Raw genomic sequence first — 16786 nt, 5'->3', positions numbered from 1 at the left:
AATAAATTCAACTTTGGATTAAATTTGATTAAAAACCTGTTTTAGGAAAACCACTTAAAATGAGTATTATTATTCCTATTGTCATCGCTTTTGACAACAACTATGTGATCCCAGCTGGCGTGAGCCTGTATTCCATGCTAGCTTGCGCTAAAGTAGAAAATCCCCAATCGCAAAATGATAGTAAAAAACTTTTTTATAAAATCCACTGCCTGGTGGATAACTTGAGCCTTGAAAACCAGCGCAAATTAAAAGAGACTCTAGCCCCCTTTAGCGCTTTTATGAGCCTAGAATTTTTAGACATTTCAACCCCTAATCTTCACACCACTTCAATAGAAGAACTCTCTGCGATTGATAAAATCAATGAAGCTTTTTTGCAACTCAATATTTACGCTAAGACTCGCTTTTCTAAAATGGTCATGTGCCGCTTGTTTTTGGCTTCTTTATTCTTGCAATACGACAAAATTATCATGTTTGATGCGGACACTTTGTTTTTAAATGATGTGAGCGAGAGTTTTTTTATCCCGCTAGATGGCTATTATTTTGGAGCGGCTAAAGATTTTTCTTCTCCTAAAAGCCCTAAACATTTTCAAATGGAAAGAGAGAGAGCCCCTCGTCAAGCCTTTTCCCTTTATGAGCATTACCTTAAAGAAAAAGACATAAAAATCCTTTATGAAAACCACTATAATGTTGGGTTTTTAATCGTAAATTTAAAGCTGTGGCGCGCTGATCGTTTAGAAGAGCGCTTACTCAATTTAACCCGTCAAAAAGGCCAGTGCGTGTTTTGCCCTGAACAGGATCTTTTAACTCTCGCATGCTATCAAAAGGTTTTAATCTTGCCTTATATTTATAACACCCACCCTTTCATGGCCAATCAAAAACGCTTCATTCCTAACCGACAAGAAATTGTCATGCTGCATTTTTATTTTGTAGGAAAACCTTGGATTTCACCCACTGCTTTATATTCTAAAGAATGGCATGAGACTCTTTTAAAAACCTCTTTTTATGCTAAATATTCCGTGAAATTCCTTAAACAAATGACAGAATTTTTAAGCCTTAAAGACAAACAAAAAACCTTTGAATTTCTTGCCCCCCTACTCAATCCAAAAACCCTTTTAGAATATGTCTTTTTTAGATTGAATAGGATTTTCAAACGCTTAAAAGAAAAATTTTTTAACTCTTAGCGTTCTCGTTTGGGCAACACGCTATAAGCGAATTTAACATAAATCGCTAAACTGATCAAAAGCACTGCCACACCGATAGCCAAATACACCGCATAAGTGATTTTATCCGGTTCGCTCACGCTGAATTTAAACACTAACATCAACGCTTCAATGGCTAATGCGATAATGATAGAGCCTAAAAACCTAATCATCGTGCGGTGGATCGCATGGTGGTTGTCTCCGCTATTTTTACCCAACACTTCCTCTTCAAAAATCGCCTTGACCAGATCAAAGGTGGCTAAGGCTAGGGTTAAAAGCACAATGGGGTGGAACACTTCTTTAATGTCAAAACTGCTAAAATTGACAATCGCTGTCCAAAAGCTAGAAATGCATTTCACAAATAAAAGCAACGACACCAAAGTGAGCATGATAGAAATCATAAAATACATGACCATGCTCCCTTCGCTAAAGGTTCTGAAATACTTTGAAGGCGAGCTGATTTCAATCGCCACCCTCAAAGGGATTTGCAAGCACACCACAAACGCTAGATCATTATTTTGATCATACACCGGGTAAGACGCGCTCACCACCAAATGGTTTCCTTTTTTAGAAGGATAGGGGTCCGTTAAAATACAACGCTTTTCACTCACGGCTTGATAAAAATAATACTTATCGCTAAAGCTGGCATGCGATTCTAATTCAATCCCTTCTGTTAAATCATGCTCTAATATCCCCTCCTTATGCCCCTGCTCTTTAAGCTGGCTTGGCTTAAGAATTAGCATGCCTTTAGCGTCTAACACAAAAAAATTTTTTGCCATTTTGATTTCAGCATGCATTTTTTTGATCTGTTTGTTTAAATAATCCAAAGTGATTTCAGGGAGATGGTTGCGGATATTGTGCGAAAACAAATAGGTAAGATAAGCGTATAGCTCGGTGCGGATCTTGGAATATTGGACAATGTCTCTACTTAACATCAAAAGGCCTTTAAAAAAAATTTATGCGATGAATTGTAGCACTTGTTTTAAAGAATTATTTAAACCACCCCTTGCATCAATGATAAAAGAGGCGTTTTTTTCATAGAGGGCTTGGCGTTTTTCAAAAAGCTCTTTGGCTTGAGTGAGATCATTCAAAAGGGGGCGTTTTTCCCTTTCTTTTTGATTCAAACGCTTAATCAAGGTCTCAAAATCCATTTTGAGATAAAAAGTTGTGCCTAAACCCTTAAGGTTATCATGCATCACAATGCCCCCACCGGTAGAAATAATATGGGGGGTTTTGAGCGTTTTTAATTCATCAATCAAATTTTTTTCAAACATCCTGAAATTGTCTTCGCCAAGCTCTTCAAAAATCCCTCTCACGCTCAAGCCCACCCTCTCGCTAATGATCATATCCGTATCCAACACTTCTAATTTCAAAGCCAACCCCAATTCTTGCGCTAAGGAGCTTTTACCGCTCCCCATAAAACCGATTAAGACTAAATGCCGCATGCTTTTATTTCAATTTTAATTCATACGCCCCGTTTTTTTCTTCCAAAAGATAGCGGTATTTCCCGTCTAAAATGAGCGTGATGCGGTAATAATCTTTGTGCGTGCCGACTTTAATTTGAGAAAAAAACTTCTGGTTTAAATCCCTATTTTGATAAATATCCAAAGGGCCTTTTTGCGTGTCTAACACGATTCTATAAGGATTGACCAGCACAAAAGAGCGCAAAATTTTATAAGGGGATCGCAAAATCATCGTGTTGTTTGCCATGGAAAAATCAAAATCTTGGATCTGGTAGCGTTTTTCAAAGGCGGCTGGATCAAGGGGGTGTTGGGAAAGCTTTAAAGGGTAATGCCAATCAATGTTTTTATCAATGCCCACGACTTTAGAATGGATAGAGCCATCAATATCCTGGTAAGTGAGCGTGATTTGTTTTAAAATCCTAGCGCTCGTGGGCAAATCCACATGGATTTCTTTAAAATAACTATCATAGATCCCATTAAAGCCCCCTTGCAAATTCTTGGAATTGATTTCAGGCTCAAAAGGGTTGTCTCTGGCTAATAAAACGCTTAAAACCACCACCAAACCTACCATCTTTTTTAACACGATCATTCCTTCAAACTAATCTCTAGGCCGTAATTCCCTCAACTCAAACAAACGCTTTTGCAAACGCACATTTTTGCTTTGCAATTCGGTGATTTCTTGTTGCAAGCGTTCATGCTTATCTCTTAAATCCAAATAAACTTCTAAAGAAGAGCCCCCAAAAAGCAACTTCCCTAAATAATACCCAAACCCAAGCAGTAAAAGGAAAAAGACAATTAGGGAGCTATGGCTATAGAAAAAATCTCGCACTTTATTGTCTTTGATTTCATCGTTTTCAAAAAGGCCACTAGCCATGCTTAAACAACTCTTTACCGATATAAATCCCCCCTTTTAATTCATGCTCAATCTCTAAAAGGCGGTTGTATTTAGCGATCCTTTCGCTCCTTGCGGTGGATCCGGTTTTGATTTCTCCCGTATTGAGTGCAACAGCAAAATCAGCGATAAAGCTGTCTTCACTCTCCCCGCTTCTATGACTCATCACGCATTGATAGGCATGGTGTTTGGCTAATCTTATGGTTTCCAAAGTCTCACTAATGGTGCCGATTTGATTGGGTTTGATCAAAATGGCGTTTGCGATGTTTTTTTCAATGCCTTTTTGCAAGAGGCTTGCGTTCGTTACAAACAAATCATCGCCCACTAACTGGATTTGACGCCCTAATTCCTTGCTTAAAAACGCCCAACCCTCCCAATCGTCTTCGCTCAAACCATCTTCAATAGACACAATCGGGTATTTTGCCACCAACTTTTTATAATAAGCCACTAATTCATGCGAATCTAGAATCTTATTTTCACCCTTTAAATGGTAATTGAAATTTTCATCCACCAATTCGCTGCTCGCTACATCTAAAGCGAGCGCTATTTCTTCGCCTAATTTATAGCCGGCTTTTTCAATGGCTTGAGAAATGACTTCAAGGGGTTCTACATTGTTGTTAAAATTAGGCGCAAAACCCCCCTCATCGCCCACGCTTGTGAGCTGATTCTTTCCATCTAAAAGTTCTTTAAGCGTGTGATAGACTTCCGCGCTCGCTCTTAAGGCTTCTCTAAAACTCTCAAACCCTAAAGGCATGATCATGTATTCTTGAAAGTCTATGGAATTATTCGCATGCGTTCCGCCGTTAATGATATTGAGCATCGGCACAGGCAAAGTCAAAGCGTTAGCCCCCCCTAAATAGCGGTATAATGGCAGATTTAAAGCCTTCGCGCTAGCCCTTGCTAACGCCATAGAAACGCCCAAAACAGCGTTCGCCCCTAAATTAGCGTAATTAGGCGTGCCGTCTAAAGCCCTTAACCTCTCATCCACAAAGGCTTGATTGATCGCTTCAAGCCCTATTAAATGGTGTTTGATCACGCTATTGACATTTTCGCATGCCCTTAAAACCCCTTTACCCAAAAAACGGGTTTTGTCATTGTCCCTTAATTCTAACGCTTCTCTTTTACCGGTGCTCGCTCCGCTAGGCACAATCGCGCTCGCTTTAGTGTTATCGCTTAAAATCACGCTGGCTTGAATGGTAGGATTGCCCCTACTATCCATCACTTCTAAAGCATGAATATCTTTAATGGTTAGCATCAAAATCCTTTCTATTCCATTTCTTCTAAAGGCTCATCTGGTAAGGGCATGATCTCTTCATTAGAGCCAATACTCTCTTTAATTTTAAGAGTGATTTCATTCGCTAGGGCTTTGTCTTCTTTCAGTAAGGCTTTAGCGTTTTCTCGGCCTTGCCCTAGCTTTTTATCCTGGTAACTAAGCCATGCCCCACTCTTATCCACAATGTCTAATTTCACGCCATAATCAATGATTTCGCCTTCTTTAGAAATCCCTTCCCCAAACATGATGTCAAATTCCGCTTCTCTAAAGGGCGGAGCGACTTTATTTTTAACCACTTTGGCTTTAGCCCTGTTGCCAATATGCTGTTCGTTTTGTTTTAAAGTCGCAATCCTTCTAATATCAATCCTAACGCTCGCATAGAATTTTAAGGCATTACCTCCGGTTGTGGTCTCTGGACTCCCATAACCCATCATGCCAATCTTCATCCTGATTTGATTGATAAAAATGAGAGTAGTGTTCATCTTGTGCAAAACACCGGTGATTTTTCTTAACGCATGGCTCATAAGCCTTGCTTGCAAGCCCACATGCTGATCGCCCATATCCCCATCAATCTCCGCTTTAGGCGTAAGAGCCGCTACGGAATCCACCACCACTAAATCAATCCCTCCGCTTCTGGTGATCGTTTCTAAAATCTCTAAAGCTTGCTCGCCTGTATCAGGTTGGGAAACGAGTAAATTTTCCGTATCCACGCCTAGCCTCTTAGCATAATGCACATCTAGGGCATGCTCAGCGTCAATAAACGCGCACACGCCCCCATTTTTTTGGCATTCTGCAATGATATGCAAGCTTAGAGTGGTCTTCCCGCTTGACTCTGGCCCATAAATTTCAATGATCCTACCTTTTGGAACGCCCCCAATCCCTAAAGCCAGATCCAACCCTAACGAGCCTGTAGAAATAGCGTCAATCTTTTCTACTTGCTTATCCCCAAGACGCACCAACGCCCCCTTACCAAAAACCTTATCAATTTGTTTGATCGCTAAAGAAATCGCTTTTTGTTTGTCTTCATCTATTGCCATTAAATTACCTTATTGAATTTGATTTGTTTATTCTATCAAATCCTAGCCTAAAATCTATTATAATAAAAGGACTTACCCTATCACAAAAGGATTTTACTTTGATTAGTGTCGCTCATAGCCCTGATGCTGATGATATTTTCATGTATTATGCGATTAAGTTTGGCTGGATAGATTGCCCCATTAAAAATAAAACATTCCACAACATCGCCCTTGATATTGAAACCCTAAACCAAGAAGCCCTAAAAAACACTTATGATGTGAGCGCAATCAGCTTTGGGCTATACCCTAAAATTGCAAACGATTATGCTTTGCTCCCTACAGCGACGAGCTTTGGGAACGGCTATGGGCCTAAATTAGTGAAAAAAAAGGGTGTGAAATTGAAAAAAGATTTTAGAGTCGCATTAAGCGGGGATCACACCACCAACGCCCTTTTGTTTAAGATCTATTACAAACATGCACGCATCACTTACATGAATTTTTTGGACATTGAAAAAGCGGTGCTTGAAGGGAGCGTGCATGCGGGCGTGCTCATCCATGAAAATATCTTGGATTTTCATAATGGATTAGAAGTGGAAAAAGAATTGTGGGATGTTTGGAAAGAACTCATTAAAGTTGATTTACCCTTGCCTTTAGGGGGCATGGCGATTAGGCGCTCTATCCCCTTGTATCGCGCGATTTTGATTAAAAAGGCTTTGATTAAAGCGGTTGAAGTCGCTTTAAAACACCAAAATTTGCTCTCTAACATGCTGTTAGAACGCTCGCTCATTCGTGTCAATATGGAGCGGCTACAAACTTATTTAAGCTTGTATGCGAATGAAACTTCAACGCGCTTAAGCGAGATTCAAATCCTCGCCATAGACAAGCTTTTTGAATTAGGCTATCAGCATGGGTTTTATGCCAATTTGTTAAAGGCTAAAGATTGCTTGCTCACTGATGAGTATTTGCAATACCGCTTTTCTTAATCCAGTTCTAATTTATGCGTAAGCAAGTAACGACTCATCGCATACAATAAAAGGATTTTTAAAAAATCCACCCCCCATAAAAGGTAGTATTTATTTTCTTGTAATTCTTGTTGTTGCAAGAAATAATAAAACCCCTCATTGATGCTTAAACTAGAACTCATTAAGGGCAGTAACGAATTGAACGCTAATTCCAAAACAACCCCCACAAGAATGAATAACAGCCCCCCTAGTAAAAAACGCGCTTTTTTGATCCTAGTAGCGTTTAAAACGCTCAAAACAAATAAAAATTTCATTAAAACAAGCCCTAAAAACAGTGCGATACCTAAGGTTTTAGTGGGTTTTAACACAAAGGTTTTTAAAGCGGTGTGCAAGATAAACAGCACGCTAGATTGCGCGTTAAAAAGATAATAGCCCAAACGCACGCTCGCCACAAACCAGAACAAACTGAAGATAAAAAACACCATAGGGAGCAAGATTTTAGGGAGCAATAAAGACTCTAAACTAATGGGTAAAGAAAAGCTTAAAACCCCCCTTTTAGAAAAAAGCGCGTTGAGATTTTTGATCGCTCCCACACTGATTGCGATCAGTAAAAACGCCCCCAAGACAAAAAAGAGCGTGTAGCTTAGGGTGAGCATGGTCGTTTCTTCAGCGCTTTGAGAATAAAAACAAACCGCTAAAATAGTGAGCGTTATTAAAAAATTCCCCACAACAACATTCCCTACTTGCCCCAAGGCGTCATGTTTAAAAACTTTTAAAAAACCCATAGCCTTATTATACCCGTTTGGATAAAAAATTTAGGCTTTTTAGTGATTGCGTGTTAATAAAAACGCTAAAGGCATTTTTTAAATGCGCTACTTGAAAAAAGCCAGTTGCTCTAAAATCAATTCTTCTTTATTTTTAAAAACAAATTTAAAAAGGATCTTATAGCGCCCCCTTTTGTCGCTCTCTAACAAATCAAATTTTAAAGGCTCGCATGCGATCTCACAATCAAGCGTTCCTAACAATCTTGGCTGTGATGGGCTGGGATAAAACGCTAAATACACTTGAATATTTGGCGAATCTAAAGCGGGTTTGAGCGGTTGCAATTGCGCATGAAGCGTGTTGGATTTTTCCAGAATCAAAGCGTTTTTTAAAAGGTTTTCTTGGAGTTTTTTATCCCCATGCGTGCCTTTAGAAAAATAGGGCAAAATGGGGGTTTTAGAGCCTTCTGTGAGAGGCTTTAAACCCACTAAAAAACGATAATTGGATTTAAAGTTTTCATAGGTTTTAAACATAGCGTTAAAGTTTAAATCCACTTCGTTATGGCCCTTAAAATACACTAAATCGTTTTTAGGCGAATTTTTTAGGGCAAACACCACCAAAAACACCACGATCCCAAGCCCAAGAATGAGCACGCTCATGATCCCTAAAGGCCAAAAGTTTTTTTCTTTCATTGATTTCTCTCTTAAGATTTTTTAAAAAAATAAAGCCCCAAAAACGCGCCTAAAAGCGTCAATAACAAAATATAAATAACCACCTTTACAAAAGTTGCTCCCTTAGGAGCGTTAAAATTTTGCGTGATATTCACACGATATTTTTGCGCTAAAGCATCTACTGCGACCGAATAGCCGTTAATGAGCATGGCTGAAATCCTTTGGGGCGTGTATTCTTTAGGGTTTGTAGGGAGTAAGGGAGCGATTTTTTCAAAAAAGATTTTATCAGTGTCTAACAAATCTTTAGGGTTAGCCACTAATTCTATTTTTTGAGCGTCATGGTAGAAAAAGAACACCACAAAAGGGGGTTTGAGCTGCTTTAAAAAGCCCTCTTGATAATTTTGGCGTTCATTTTTGAGCGCCAAAACGATAGGATTTTTTTCAAAATCCGTCATATCAATCACAAAACGCACGCCTGTTTTAAGATAAAGCTCTTTAGAAACGCCCTCTACAAACGCAACGCTTTTTTCTACCAAACGCCCCTTAGAATTATTAAAAACATAATCACTAGCCCCCAAACAACAAACAAAGGCTATTACAAGCCATAAGATTCTCATGTGCTAAACAAAAACAAGTTAGGCACAAAAGAAATCACAATCGTCATTAAAATGGTCGCTACTACCATTAAGGCTAAGATTTTTTCTAAAGTCGTGAATTTCATTTTTTACTCCCTTGATTGACTAATTCATAATTAGCCCGGTTTTGGGTGTTTTTTGTCTCTAAAGCGTTAATATCCTTATAGCGGTAATAATTGGTGGCTTGCTCTTTTTGGATATGGATCGCTTTGAATGTAAAAAAAACGGCCACACACAATAAAATAACCACAATCAGTAAATTCCCTGCTAATCCGTTTAAAAATTTCATCTCTTTTCCTTTAATCTTCTAAGGGTTTTAGCGATTGGATAAATTCGGCTAACGCTTTAACTTGCAAATCGCTAAAGTTTTTATACTTGAACGATGGCATATGCCCTATATTGCCCTTTTTGCCATGCGTTAAGATATTTCTCAAAAAATTCTCTGTGCCGTAAGTGGTCAAATCGGCTGCAAACACTTGATTTTCTTGCAAACCCTTACCATCATTGCCATGACAGCCTGTGCAGCCCATGCTTTCAAACAGCTCCTTGCCTTTATCAATGAGTTGAGGGTTTTTGGTCTTTTTAACGCTAGAAATTTCTGCCATCACATAGCTCGCGATCGCTTTAGCGTCTTTTTCGTCTAATTCCATAGCGGGCATTTCCCCAGCGAGATAATCCATGCCTTTAGAGCCATGCTTAATGGTGTCCATAATGCCCTCTTCTTTACCCCAGTGCACCAGATTTTGAGCGCTCCCATGCAAGCCCTCAGCGCTGATGCCATGGCATTGCGAACAATGGACTAAAAAGATGCCTTGACCCATATCCACCAATTCCTTTTGACCCAAATTCTTCCATTTGGCTTCAAATTTTTGGTTGTGCGCTTTAACCTCTTCATTGTATTGCCCGATTTGAGAAAAGCTATTCAGCGGATACCCAAAGAAAAAATACCAAAAAGCCCACACAATCGTGCACATATAGCTTGCGATCCAGCCTACCGGAACATTATTGGCAAACTCCCCTATCCCATCAATCAAATGCCCATTATCCATGAGCTCACCTTGAGATTTGCTGTCGCGCATTTCTTTAATGAGCGAGCTGGATTCATAGATGGTTAAAACTAAAATCACAAGCGCTGCAATCAAGCCAAAAACATTTATATGGTCGTTTAAAAAATCCATTTCAACTTTCCTTTATGCCATTATCATGAGCGTTTTTATGGCGTGGTTCAATCAACTCATCTTCTAAAGCATCATTTAACGCTAAGCGTCCGTATCGCTCATAATCCATGATGCCCTTTTTTTGCTTTCTATACATGCTAAAAATATAAGCGTATAAAAAGAGCGTAAAAAGAATGGTAAAAAACGCATACGCAAAACCTCTCACACTTTCTAAATCCATCATTCACCCCTTATTTAGCGTTTTGATTGGCGTTAATCCTGGAATTACCCAAGCTATTCAAATAAGCGATCAAAGCCACAATTTCTAACACTTCACCTCTCTCAATCGCTTCTAACACCCTCTTGTCTTTCATATCGGCTGTGATTTTTTTAGCTTCTTCTAAATAGGCTTTTTTCGCTTCTTCCACGCTCCCTAATTTCACGCCGTTTTCTGTGTCATAAGGCACGCCAAAAACCTTTTTTTGCGTCAAAGCTTCTGCATAAGCGGTGTCAAAGTCGCTCTTTTTTGCAAATAAATGCTTATAGGCGGGCATGATGCTGTGCGGCACAACGCTTTTGGGATCAAACATGTGTTTTTCATGCCAATCGGTTGTGCGATAATCCCCCACCCTGTGCAAATCAGGGCCAATCCTTTTAGATCCCCATAAAAATGGCCTATCATACGCATATTCCCCGCTCAAACTATACGCACCGTATCGATCCACCTCAGCTTGAAAAGGGCGGATGAGTTGGGAATGGCAATGATAGCAACCTTCTTTAATATAAATTTGTCTCCCCGCTGTTTCTAAAACCGTATAAGGCCGTAAGCCTTCAATGGGGCGAGCGGATTTAAAGAAGTTAGGCAAAATCTCCACCAAGCCCGCAATCGCAAACACAAAAATAAACGCAAGAGTGAAAAAGAACGGGTTTTTTTCTAAAAAACTAAACATTTCCAACCTCCCCTATCTAGACATAGGCGTGGCGTAATTGGGCTCACGCTCTAATTTTTTGCCTGCTGTGATTGTCATAAAAATATTGTAAGCAAAAATAATAAACCCGGTAAAATACATAAGACCCCCAACGCCTCTAATATTGTAATAAGGGATTAGCACCTTAACCGTGTCAATGAACTGGTAAGTGAGATTCCCATACTGATCCACATCCCTCCACATCATCCCTTGCGTGATCCCTGCAATCCACATGGACGAAAAGTAAAGCACAATCCCTAAAGTCATGATCCAAAATTGGAAATCCACAAGCCTACCTGAATAAATCTCTCTTTTGAAAAGTCTAGTCGTCATGTGATACATGCTCGCGATTAAAGTGAAGCCTACCCACCCAAGCACGCCGTCATGCACATGCCCTATAATCCAATCGGTGAAGTGGGCTAAGGCGTTCACGCTCTTAATGGCTTGAATAGAGCCTTCTAAAGTGGAAAGCATGTAGAAAGTTGAAGCCAAAACTAAGAATTTGATCAAAGGGCTTTCTTTGAGCTGGTGCCACTGGCCTCGCATCGTTAAAAGCATGTTAATGGCTGTCCCCCACGAAGGCAAGATTAATACCACTGAAAACACGCTAGAAAGGGTTTGCACCCAATCAGGCACGGTGGAATAAATCAAATGGTGCCCGCCTGCCCAAATATAAACAAACATCAAGCTCCAGAAAGAAAACAAAGTGAGTTTGTAAGAAAAGATAGGCTGACCGCTCTCTTTAGGCAAGAAATAATAAATCGTGCCAATCACCCCACTCGTAAAGACAAAAGCGACCGCATTATGCCCCCACCACCATTGAATGAGCGCATCATTACTGCCTGAATACATAGAAATAGAATGCCAAACACTCCCCATATCAGCGACAAAATAGGTGGGGATAGAAAGGTTATTGAAAATATACATCACCGCTATACCCACATAAGTAGCGATGTAATACCATAAAGACACATAAATGGTATTTTCTCTTCTAACGCTCATGCTCCCAAACATATTAACCCCCCATAACACCCATGCCACAACCACAACAATATCTAAAGGCCACATCAATTCAGCGTATTCTTTAGATTGAGTAAGACCAGCAAACAAGCTAATGACCCCTAGAATTAAAAGAGTAATCCAGAGCCAAAAATGCAATAACCCTACAATTTTCAAAAAGGGGTGTTGGTGATAAGTGATTTTAAGCACCCTTTGACCGATATAATACCAACTCGCCCAAATCCCCCCAAGGGTGAAACCATAGATCACCGCATTCGTGTGTAAAGGGCGCAATCGGCCAAAAACGCCATACTCCCCTGCAATGTAATTCAAGTTAGGGAAAGACAATTCAAAGGCTAACACGATCCCTATTAACATGCCTATTATCCCAAAGCCAACCATCGCATAAAGAAACAATTTGCTAATGGAATAATCATAACTCAAAGGCACATTTTCTTGCATGCAATACTCCTATTTGTAGTAAATTCAACAAAGATAAACATAATTATAAAATTTTATCTTTTTCAAAAAGCTTAATTTTTAATCTTTTTCTGTAACATTGTAATAACTCAATCCAATTTGAATGGCATTTTTAAGCCAACCCACTACTATCTTTGGCTAAAGGCTGAACATGATTAAACAAATTCTCTCAATCCTTGCCCCTTTTTTTATCGCAACGCTATTGTATTTTTTAGGCGCACCAGATGGGTTAAACCCTAACGCATGGCTTTATTTTTGTATTTTCATGGGCATGATTATAGGGCTAGTTTTAGAGCCGGTGCCACCAGGTTTAGTGGCATTGAGCGCATTAGTGTTGTGCGTGGCGTTAAAAATTGGAGCGAGCGATGAAGTAGCGAGCGCTAATAAGGCTATTTCGTGGGGTTTGAGCGGGTATGCGAATAAAACGGTGTGGCTTGTGTTTGTCGCTTTTATTTTGGGTTTAGGGTATGAAAAAAGCTTGTTAGGGAAACGGATCGCTCTTTTACTCATTAGGTTTTTAGGGCAAACCCCTTTAGGTTTAGGCTATGCGATTGGTTTGAGCGAATTGTGTCTAGCCCCCTTTATCCCTAGCAACTCCGCTAGAAGTGGGGGCATACTCTATCCAATCGTTTCATCTATCCCGCCTTTAATGGGATCTGCTCCAAATGATAACCCTGACAAAATCGGCGCGTATTTGATGTGGGTCGCTTTGGCTTCAACTTGCATCACTTCGTCCATGTTTTTAACCGCTCTCGCTCCTAACCCCCTAGCAATGGAAATCGCTACCAAAATGGGCGTGAATGAAATCTCATGGTTTTCGTGGTTTTTAGCGTTCTTGCCTTGTGGGGTGGTTTTGATCTTGCTTGCACCTTTATTAGCGTATAAAACCTGCAAACCCACCTTAAAAGGCTCAAAAGAAGTGAGTTTGTGGGCTAAAAAAGAATTAGAGGGCATGGGGAGGTTTTCTTTAAAAGAAATTTTAATGCTCAGCCTCACTTTATTGGCTTTATTGGGTTGGATTTTTAGCAAACCTTTAGGCTTGGCAGCGAGCGCGACGGCTTTGATTGTCATGGTTTTAATGGCGTTTTGTAAGATTGTAAGCTATGAAGACATCATCAAAAACAAAAGCGCGTTCAACATTTTTTTATTGCTTGGATCGCTGCTCACGATGGCTGGCGGGCTTAAAAATGTAGGGTTTTTAAATTTTATCGGCAATGCGGCTAAAAATTTTTTAGAGCATGCTAACTTGGATCCGTTAATAGCGGTCTTGTTTATTATAGCTTTCTTTTATCTGTCGCATTATTTTTTCGCTAGCATCACCGCTCATGTGAGTGCGTTATTTGCACTTTTTGTGGGGATTGGTTCGCACATTCAAGGGGTCAATTTGCAAGAATTGAGCTTGTTTTTAATGCTTTCTTTAGGGATTATGGGGATTTTAACCCCCTATGGCACAGGCCCATCCACCATTTATTACGGGAGCGGGTATATTTCAAGCAAGGATTTTTGGAAATGGGGGTTTATTTTTGGTATGGTGTATTTGATCGTGTTTTTAAGCGTGTGCGTGCCTTGGGTCAAATTCATCGCTTATAGGTGGTTGTAGCTGGAAACTTTACACAACGCCCTTTTAAAATGGTATGAAGAATTTGGGCGAAAGGATTTACCTTTTAGGAATTTAAAGGGCATTAACGCCCCTTATGAAGTCTATATCAGTGAAGTGATGAGCCAACAAACCCAAATCAGCACGGTGGTTAAGCGTTTTTATTCCCCTTTTTTAGAAGCTTTCCCCACTTTAAAAGACTTAGCGAGCGCTCAATTAGAAGAGGTTTTATTGCTCTGGAGAGGGCTTGGCTACTATTCAAGGGCTAAAAATTTAAAAAAAAGCGCTGAAATTTGCGTTAAAGAACACAACTCACAATTACCCAATGACTATCAAAGCCTATTGAAACTCCCCGGGATTGGCACATACACGGCTAATGCGATTTTATGTTTTGGTTTTAGAGAGAAGAGCGCATGCGTGGATGCCAATATCAAACGAGTGCTTTTAAGGCTTTTTGGTTTGGATCCAAATATCACGGCTAAAGACTTACAAATTAAAGCGAATGACTTTCTCAATCTCAATGAAAGCTTCAATCATAACCAAGCCCTAATTGATCTAGGGGCTTTAATCTGCTCCCCTAAACCCAAATGCGCGATTTGCCCTTTAAACCCTTATTGTTTGGGTAAAAACCATCCAGAAAAACACACGCTTAAGAAAAAACAAGAAATCATTCAAGAAGAGCATTACTTGGGCGTTGTGATCCAAAATAACCAAATCGCTTTAGAAAAAATAGAGCAAAAACTCTATTTTGGGATGCACCATTTCCCCAATCTCAAAGAAAACCTAGAATACAAGCTCCCCTTTTTAGGTGCAATCAAACACAGCCACACTAAATTCAAGCTCAATTTAAACCTCTATTTAGCTGCGATAAAAGATTTAAAAAACCCTATTCGTTTTTATAGCCTTAAAGACTTAGAAACCTTACCCATAAGCTCTATGACGCTTAAAATTTTGAATTTTTTAAAACAAAAAAATTTATTTGGGGGTTAAACCCTGCCAAATCTAAAATGGCTCTACTTTATCGCAGGCACCACTTCAGGGATCAAATACGCAATCGCGCTAATCACAACTCCCATGATCGCTACAAAAATAAGGGAGTATTTGACCGTGAATTTGAATAAATTGCTCTCTTTCCCGGCCAATCCCACTGCCGCGCAAGCGATAGCGATGCTTTGAGGGCTTATCATCTTGCCCAAAGTGCCACCCACGGTATTAGCCGTTAGGGTTAAAATCTCAGGGAGGTGCAATCGTTGGGCGGTGAGTTGCTGTAAAGAGCCAAATAAAAGATTAGAACTCGTATCGCTCCCGGTTAAAAACACGCCCACCCACCCGATCAAGGGCGAGAAAAAGGTGAAAGCTAAGCCCGTATGGGTGAGCGCTAAGGCTAGAGTGGAAGAAATCCCGCTGTAATTAGACACATAGGCAAAGCTTAAAACTAAACCAATGGTAAGAATGGGGTAGCGCATTTCTTTTAAAGTCTCGCCAAAGACGCTCAGCGCATCGCTCACTCGCACCCTTAAAACGAGTATGCTAATGAGAGCGGCTAAAAAAATGGAAGTGCCAACCGTGTTGATTAAAGAAAATTTAAACACCACCGGAAAACTCGCGCTTTGATCGGATTCTACAAAAGGCGGGCTTTTAAAGATGTGGTTACTGATATTATTGAATTCAAAATAAAAATTAGAAAAAGCTAACAAGCCGTCTTTTTCAAATAAAGCCTTAAAAAAAGGCTGTATCCATAACACAATCACTAAAACCAAAATCACAAAAGGAGACCAAGCGACATAGATCTTACAGATATGATGGTTACTCTTAGTGAATGAAGCCGCTTTGCCATCACTTCTAAAAATCACTTTAGGCTGCCAAAATTTCAAAAAGAGTGCCGTTGCAACGAGTGAAACAAGGGCTGAAATAATGCCAGGCAATTCTGGTCCCAAGTAATTAGAGCTTAAAAATTGTGCAATAGCGAAAGAAAAAGCCGCGATAAAAACGGCCGGAAAAGTTTCTTTAATCCCCTTAAAGCCATCCATTAAAAACACAATGAAAAACGGCACGAACAAGCTCACAAAAAAAAGGATTTTACCCGTCATGGCTGAAATCAAAATCGCTGGCACCCCTACCGCGCTCGCCATCGCGCTTATAGGGATACCCACCGCGCCAAAGGCTACAGGAGCGGTGTTAGCAATCAAACATAACCCGGCAGCGTATAAGGGGCTTAACCCTAAGCCCACTAAAATCGCCGCTGTAATGGCAATAGGCCCTCCAAAGCCGATCGCTCCTTCTAAAAACGAGCCAAAACAAAAGCCAATCAAAATCACTAAAATCCTGTGATCTAAAGTGATGGACTGAACGCTTTCTTTTAAAATTTCAAAATAGCCGGATTTAACGCTGAGTTTGTATAAAAAAATCGCCGCAATAATGATCCAAGCGATCGGCCATAAGCCATAGAGGAAGCCATAAAGAAAGCTTGAACCCACCATGCTAACAGGCATTTTATACACTAAAACCGCAATAATGGCTGACAGAACCACGCTCAAAAAGGCCGCCGCATAACCTTTGAGTTTAAAAACCATTAAAGATAAGAAAAATAGCAAAATCGGTAATAAGGCCACAAGAGCGCTCAGCCAAATATTACCCAAAGGGTCATAAACTTGATGAAATTCTGACACTAAAAATCCCTTTTTAAAATATTCTCTTACTCCCCTAAACCCC

At 39.9% G+C, this 16786-nt stretch carries 19 protein-coding genes; 4 read left to right on the top strand and 15 right to left on the bottom strand.

What is annotated here, in order from left to right; all coding sequences use genetic code 11:
• Positions 1–59: 59 nt before the first annotated feature.
• Positions 60–1181, top strand: a complete 1122-nt coding sequence (rfaJ, locus tag HPSH112_RS00785; RefSeq protein ID WP_000022434.1) for an HP0159 family lipopolysaccharide 1,6-glucosyltransferase — start codon at positions 60–62, stop codon at positions 1179–1181.
• On the opposite strand, the gene HPSH112_RS00780 is transcribed toward rfaJ, so the two are convergent.
• From HPSH112_RS00780 to recA, 6 genes are read right to left on the bottom strand one after another with little or no spacing between them, the layout of a single operon-like run.
• The gene (locus tag HPSH112_RS00780; RefSeq protein WP_000952256.1) at positions 1178–2134 is read right to left on the bottom strand and encodes a PDC sensor domain-containing protein; all 957 of its coding nucleotides are present in this window, start codon (positions 2132–2134) and stop codon (positions 1178–1180) included. The two genes, rfaJ and HPSH112_RS00780, sit on opposite strands and share 4 nt — an antisense overlap.
• A gap of 21 nt (positions 2135–2155) precedes the next feature.
• Positions 2156–2644: a shikimate kinase gene (locus HPSH112_RS00775; RefSeq protein ID WP_001216267.1), complete on the bottom strand. Its 489-nt coding sequence runs from the start codon at positions 2642–2644 to the stop codon at positions 2156–2158.
• A 4-nt stretch (positions 2645–2648) separates the two neighbouring features.
• The gene (locus HPSH112_RS00770; RefSeq protein ID WP_014662186.1) at positions 2649–3245 is read right to left on the bottom strand and encodes an AMIN domain-containing protein; all 597 of its coding nucleotides are present in this window, start codon (positions 3243–3245) and stop codon (positions 2649–2651) included.
• 15 nt (positions 3246–3260) lie between these two features.
• The gene (locus HPSH112_RS00765; RefSeq protein WP_000146217.1) at positions 3261–3536 is read right to left on the bottom strand and encodes a hypothetical protein; all 276 of its coding nucleotides are present in this window, start codon (positions 3534–3536) and stop codon (positions 3261–3263) included.
• On the bottom strand, positions 3529–4809 hold the full coding sequence (gene eno / locus HPSH112_RS00760; protein WP_000955633.1) for a phosphopyruvate hydratase: 1281 nt from the start codon (positions 4807–4809) through the stop codon (positions 3529–3531). Before eno ends, HPSH112_RS00765 begins: the two co-directional genes overlap by 8 nt.
• Before the next feature lie 11 nt (positions 4810–4820).
• Complete coding sequence (recA, locus tag HPSH112_RS00755; RefSeq protein ID WP_000952101.1) at positions 4821–5864, bottom strand: recombinase RecA; 1044 nt, start codon at positions 5862–5864, stop codon at positions 4821–4823.
• 98 nt (positions 5865–5962) lie between these two features.
• Here recA and HPSH112_RS00750 point away from each other — a divergent pair, with 98 nt between their 5' ends.
• Complete coding sequence (locus HPSH112_RS00750; RefSeq protein ID WP_000626269.1) at positions 5963–6826, top strand: menaquinone biosynthesis family protein; 864 nt, start codon at positions 5963–5965, stop codon at positions 6824–6826.
• Here the strand turns inward: HPSH112_RS00750 and HPSH112_RS00745 are convergent.
• The 8 genes from HPSH112_RS00745 to ccoN all read right to left on the bottom strand — a co-directional run bounded on the left by HPSH112_RS00745 (position 6823) and on the right by ccoN (position 12459).
• Complete coding sequence (locus tag HPSH112_RS00745; RefSeq protein WP_000506354.1) at positions 6823–7590, bottom strand: hypothetical protein; 768 nt, start codon at positions 7588–7590, stop codon at positions 6823–6825. The genes HPSH112_RS00750 and HPSH112_RS00745 overlap by 4 nt on opposite strands.
• 87 nt (positions 7591–7677) lie before the next feature.
• Positions 7678–8259 (bottom strand): hypothetical protein, encoded by a 582-nt coding sequence (locus tag HPSH112_RS00740; protein ID WP_000660354.1) that lies wholly within the window; start codon positions 8257–8259, stop codon positions 7678–7680.
• 11 nt (positions 8260–8270) lie between these two features.
• Positions 8271–8855 (bottom strand): hypothetical protein, encoded by a 585-nt coding sequence (locus tag HPSH112_RS00735; RefSeq protein WP_001222054.1) that lies wholly within the window; start codon positions 8853–8855, stop codon positions 8271–8273.
• A 100-nt stretch (positions 8856–8955) separates the two neighbouring features.
• Positions 8956–9162, bottom strand: coding sequence for a DUF4006 family protein (locus tag HPSH112_RS00730; protein ID WP_000670499.1), 207 nt, complete (start codon positions 9160–9162; stop codon positions 8956–8958).
• Between the two features lie 10 nt (positions 9163–9172).
• Positions 9173–10051: a cytochrome-c oxidase, cbb3-type subunit III gene (ccoP, locus tag HPSH112_RS00725; protein WP_000346814.1), complete on the bottom strand. Its 879-nt coding sequence runs from the start codon at positions 10049–10051 to the stop codon at positions 9173–9175.
• Between the two features lies 1 nt (position 10052).
• Positions 10053–10271 (bottom strand): cytochrome c oxidase, cbb3-type, CcoQ subunit, encoded by a 219-nt coding sequence (locus HPSH112_RS00720; protein WP_014662185.1) that lies wholly within the window; start codon positions 10269–10271, stop codon positions 10053–10055.
• A gap of 10 nt (positions 10272–10281) precedes the next feature.
• Positions 10282–10980, bottom strand: a complete 699-nt coding sequence (gene ccoO, locus HPSH112_RS00715) for a cytochrome-c oxidase, cbb3-type subunit II (protein ID WP_000490767.1) — start codon at positions 10978–10980, stop codon at positions 10282–10284.
• Positions 10981–10992: 12 nt separating this feature from the next.
• Positions 10993–12459 (bottom strand): cytochrome-c oxidase, cbb3-type subunit I, encoded by a 1467-nt coding sequence (gene ccoN / locus HPSH112_RS00710; protein ID WP_001157669.1) that lies wholly within the window; start codon positions 12457–12459, stop codon positions 10993–10995.
• A 169-nt stretch (positions 12460–12628) separates the two neighbouring features.
• On the opposite strand from ccoN, the gene HPSH112_RS00705 reads away from it, so the two are divergent.
• Positions 12629–14077, top strand: coding sequence for a DASS family sodium-coupled anion symporter (locus tag HPSH112_RS00705; RefSeq protein ID WP_000595282.1), 1449 nt, complete (start codon positions 12629–12631; stop codon positions 14075–14077).
• Positions 14078–15064 carry an adenine-specific DNA glycosylase gene (locus HPSH112_RS00700; protein ID WP_080024684.1) on the top strand — a complete coding sequence of 329 codons (987 nt, stop codon included), beginning with the start codon at positions 14078–14080 and terminating at the stop codon, positions 15062–15064.
• Between the two features lie 23 nt (positions 15065–15087).
• On the opposite strand, the gene HPSH112_RS00695 is transcribed toward HPSH112_RS00700, so the two are convergent.
• On the bottom strand, positions 15088–16743 hold the full coding sequence (locus tag HPSH112_RS00695) for an L-lactate permease (protein WP_001288505.1): 1656 nt from the start codon (positions 16741–16743) through the stop codon (positions 15088–15090).
• Between the last annotated feature and the right edge of the window lie 43 nt (positions 16744–16786).

Origin of the sequence: Helicobacter pylori Shi112 (assembly GCF_000277405.1) — a bacterium.
Classification (GTDB): domain Bacteria; phylum Campylobacterota; class Campylobacteria; order Campylobacterales; family Helicobacteraceae; genus Helicobacter; species Helicobacter pylori_C.
This window is presented reverse-complemented; position numbering and strand designations above follow the sequence as displayed.

Coding starts and splice junctions, on each gene's coding strand:
- HPSH112_RS00745 (WP_000506354.1), bottom strand. CDS start 7,590: ATGGGTTTTTTAAAAGTTTTTAAACATGACGCCTTGGGGCAAGTAGGG.
- HPSH112_RS00720 (WP_014662185.1), bottom strand. CDS start 10,271: ATGGATTTAGAAAGTGTGAGAGGTTTTGCGTATGCGTTTTTTACCATT.
- recA (WP_000952101.1), bottom strand. CDS start 5,864: ATGGCAATAGATGAAGACAAACAAAAAGCGATTTCTTTAGCGATCAAA.
- rfaJ (WP_000022434.1), top strand. CDS start 60: ATGAGTATTATTATTCCTATTGTCATCGCTTTTGACAACAACTATGTG.
- HPSH112_RS00740 (WP_000660354.1), bottom strand. CDS start 8,259: ATGAAAGAAAAAAACTTTTGGCCTTTAGGGATCATGAGCGTGCTCATT.
- ccoO (WP_000490767.1), bottom strand. CDS start 10,980: ATGTTTAGTTTTTTAGAAAAAAACCCGTTCTTTTTCACTCTTGCGTTT.
- ccoP (WP_000346814.1), bottom strand. CDS start 10,051: ATGGATTTTTTAAACGACCATATAAATGTTTTTGGCTTGATTGCAGCG.
- HPSH112_RS00775 (WP_001216267.1), bottom strand. CDS start 2,644: ATGCGGCATTTAGTCTTAATCGGTTTTATGGGGAGCGGTAAAAGCTCC.
- HPSH112_RS00735 (WP_001222054.1), bottom strand. CDS start 8,855: ATGAGAATCTTATGGCTTGTAATAGCCTTTGTTTGTTGTTTGGGGGCT.
- HPSH112_RS00730 (WP_000670499.1), bottom strand. CDS start 9,162: ATGAAATTTTTAAACGGATTAGCAGGGAATTTACTGATTGTGGTTATT.
- eno (WP_000955633.1), bottom strand. CDS start 4,809: ATGCTAACCATTAAAGATATTCATGCTTTAGAAGTGATGGATAGTAGG.
- ccoN (WP_001157669.1), bottom strand. CDS start 12,459: ATGCAAGAAAATGTGCCTTTGAGTTATGATTATTCCATTAGCAAATTG.
- HPSH112_RS00705 (WP_000595282.1), top strand. CDS start 12,629: ATGATTAAACAAATTCTCTCAATCCTTGCCCCTTTTTTTATCGCAACG.
- HPSH112_RS00765 (WP_000146217.1), bottom strand. CDS start 3,536: ATGGCTAGTGGCCTTTTTGAAAACGATGAAATCAAAGACAATAAAGTG.
- HPSH112_RS00780 (WP_000952256.1), bottom strand. CDS start 2,134: ATGTTAAGTAGAGACATTGTCCAATATTCCAAGATCCGCACCGAGCTA.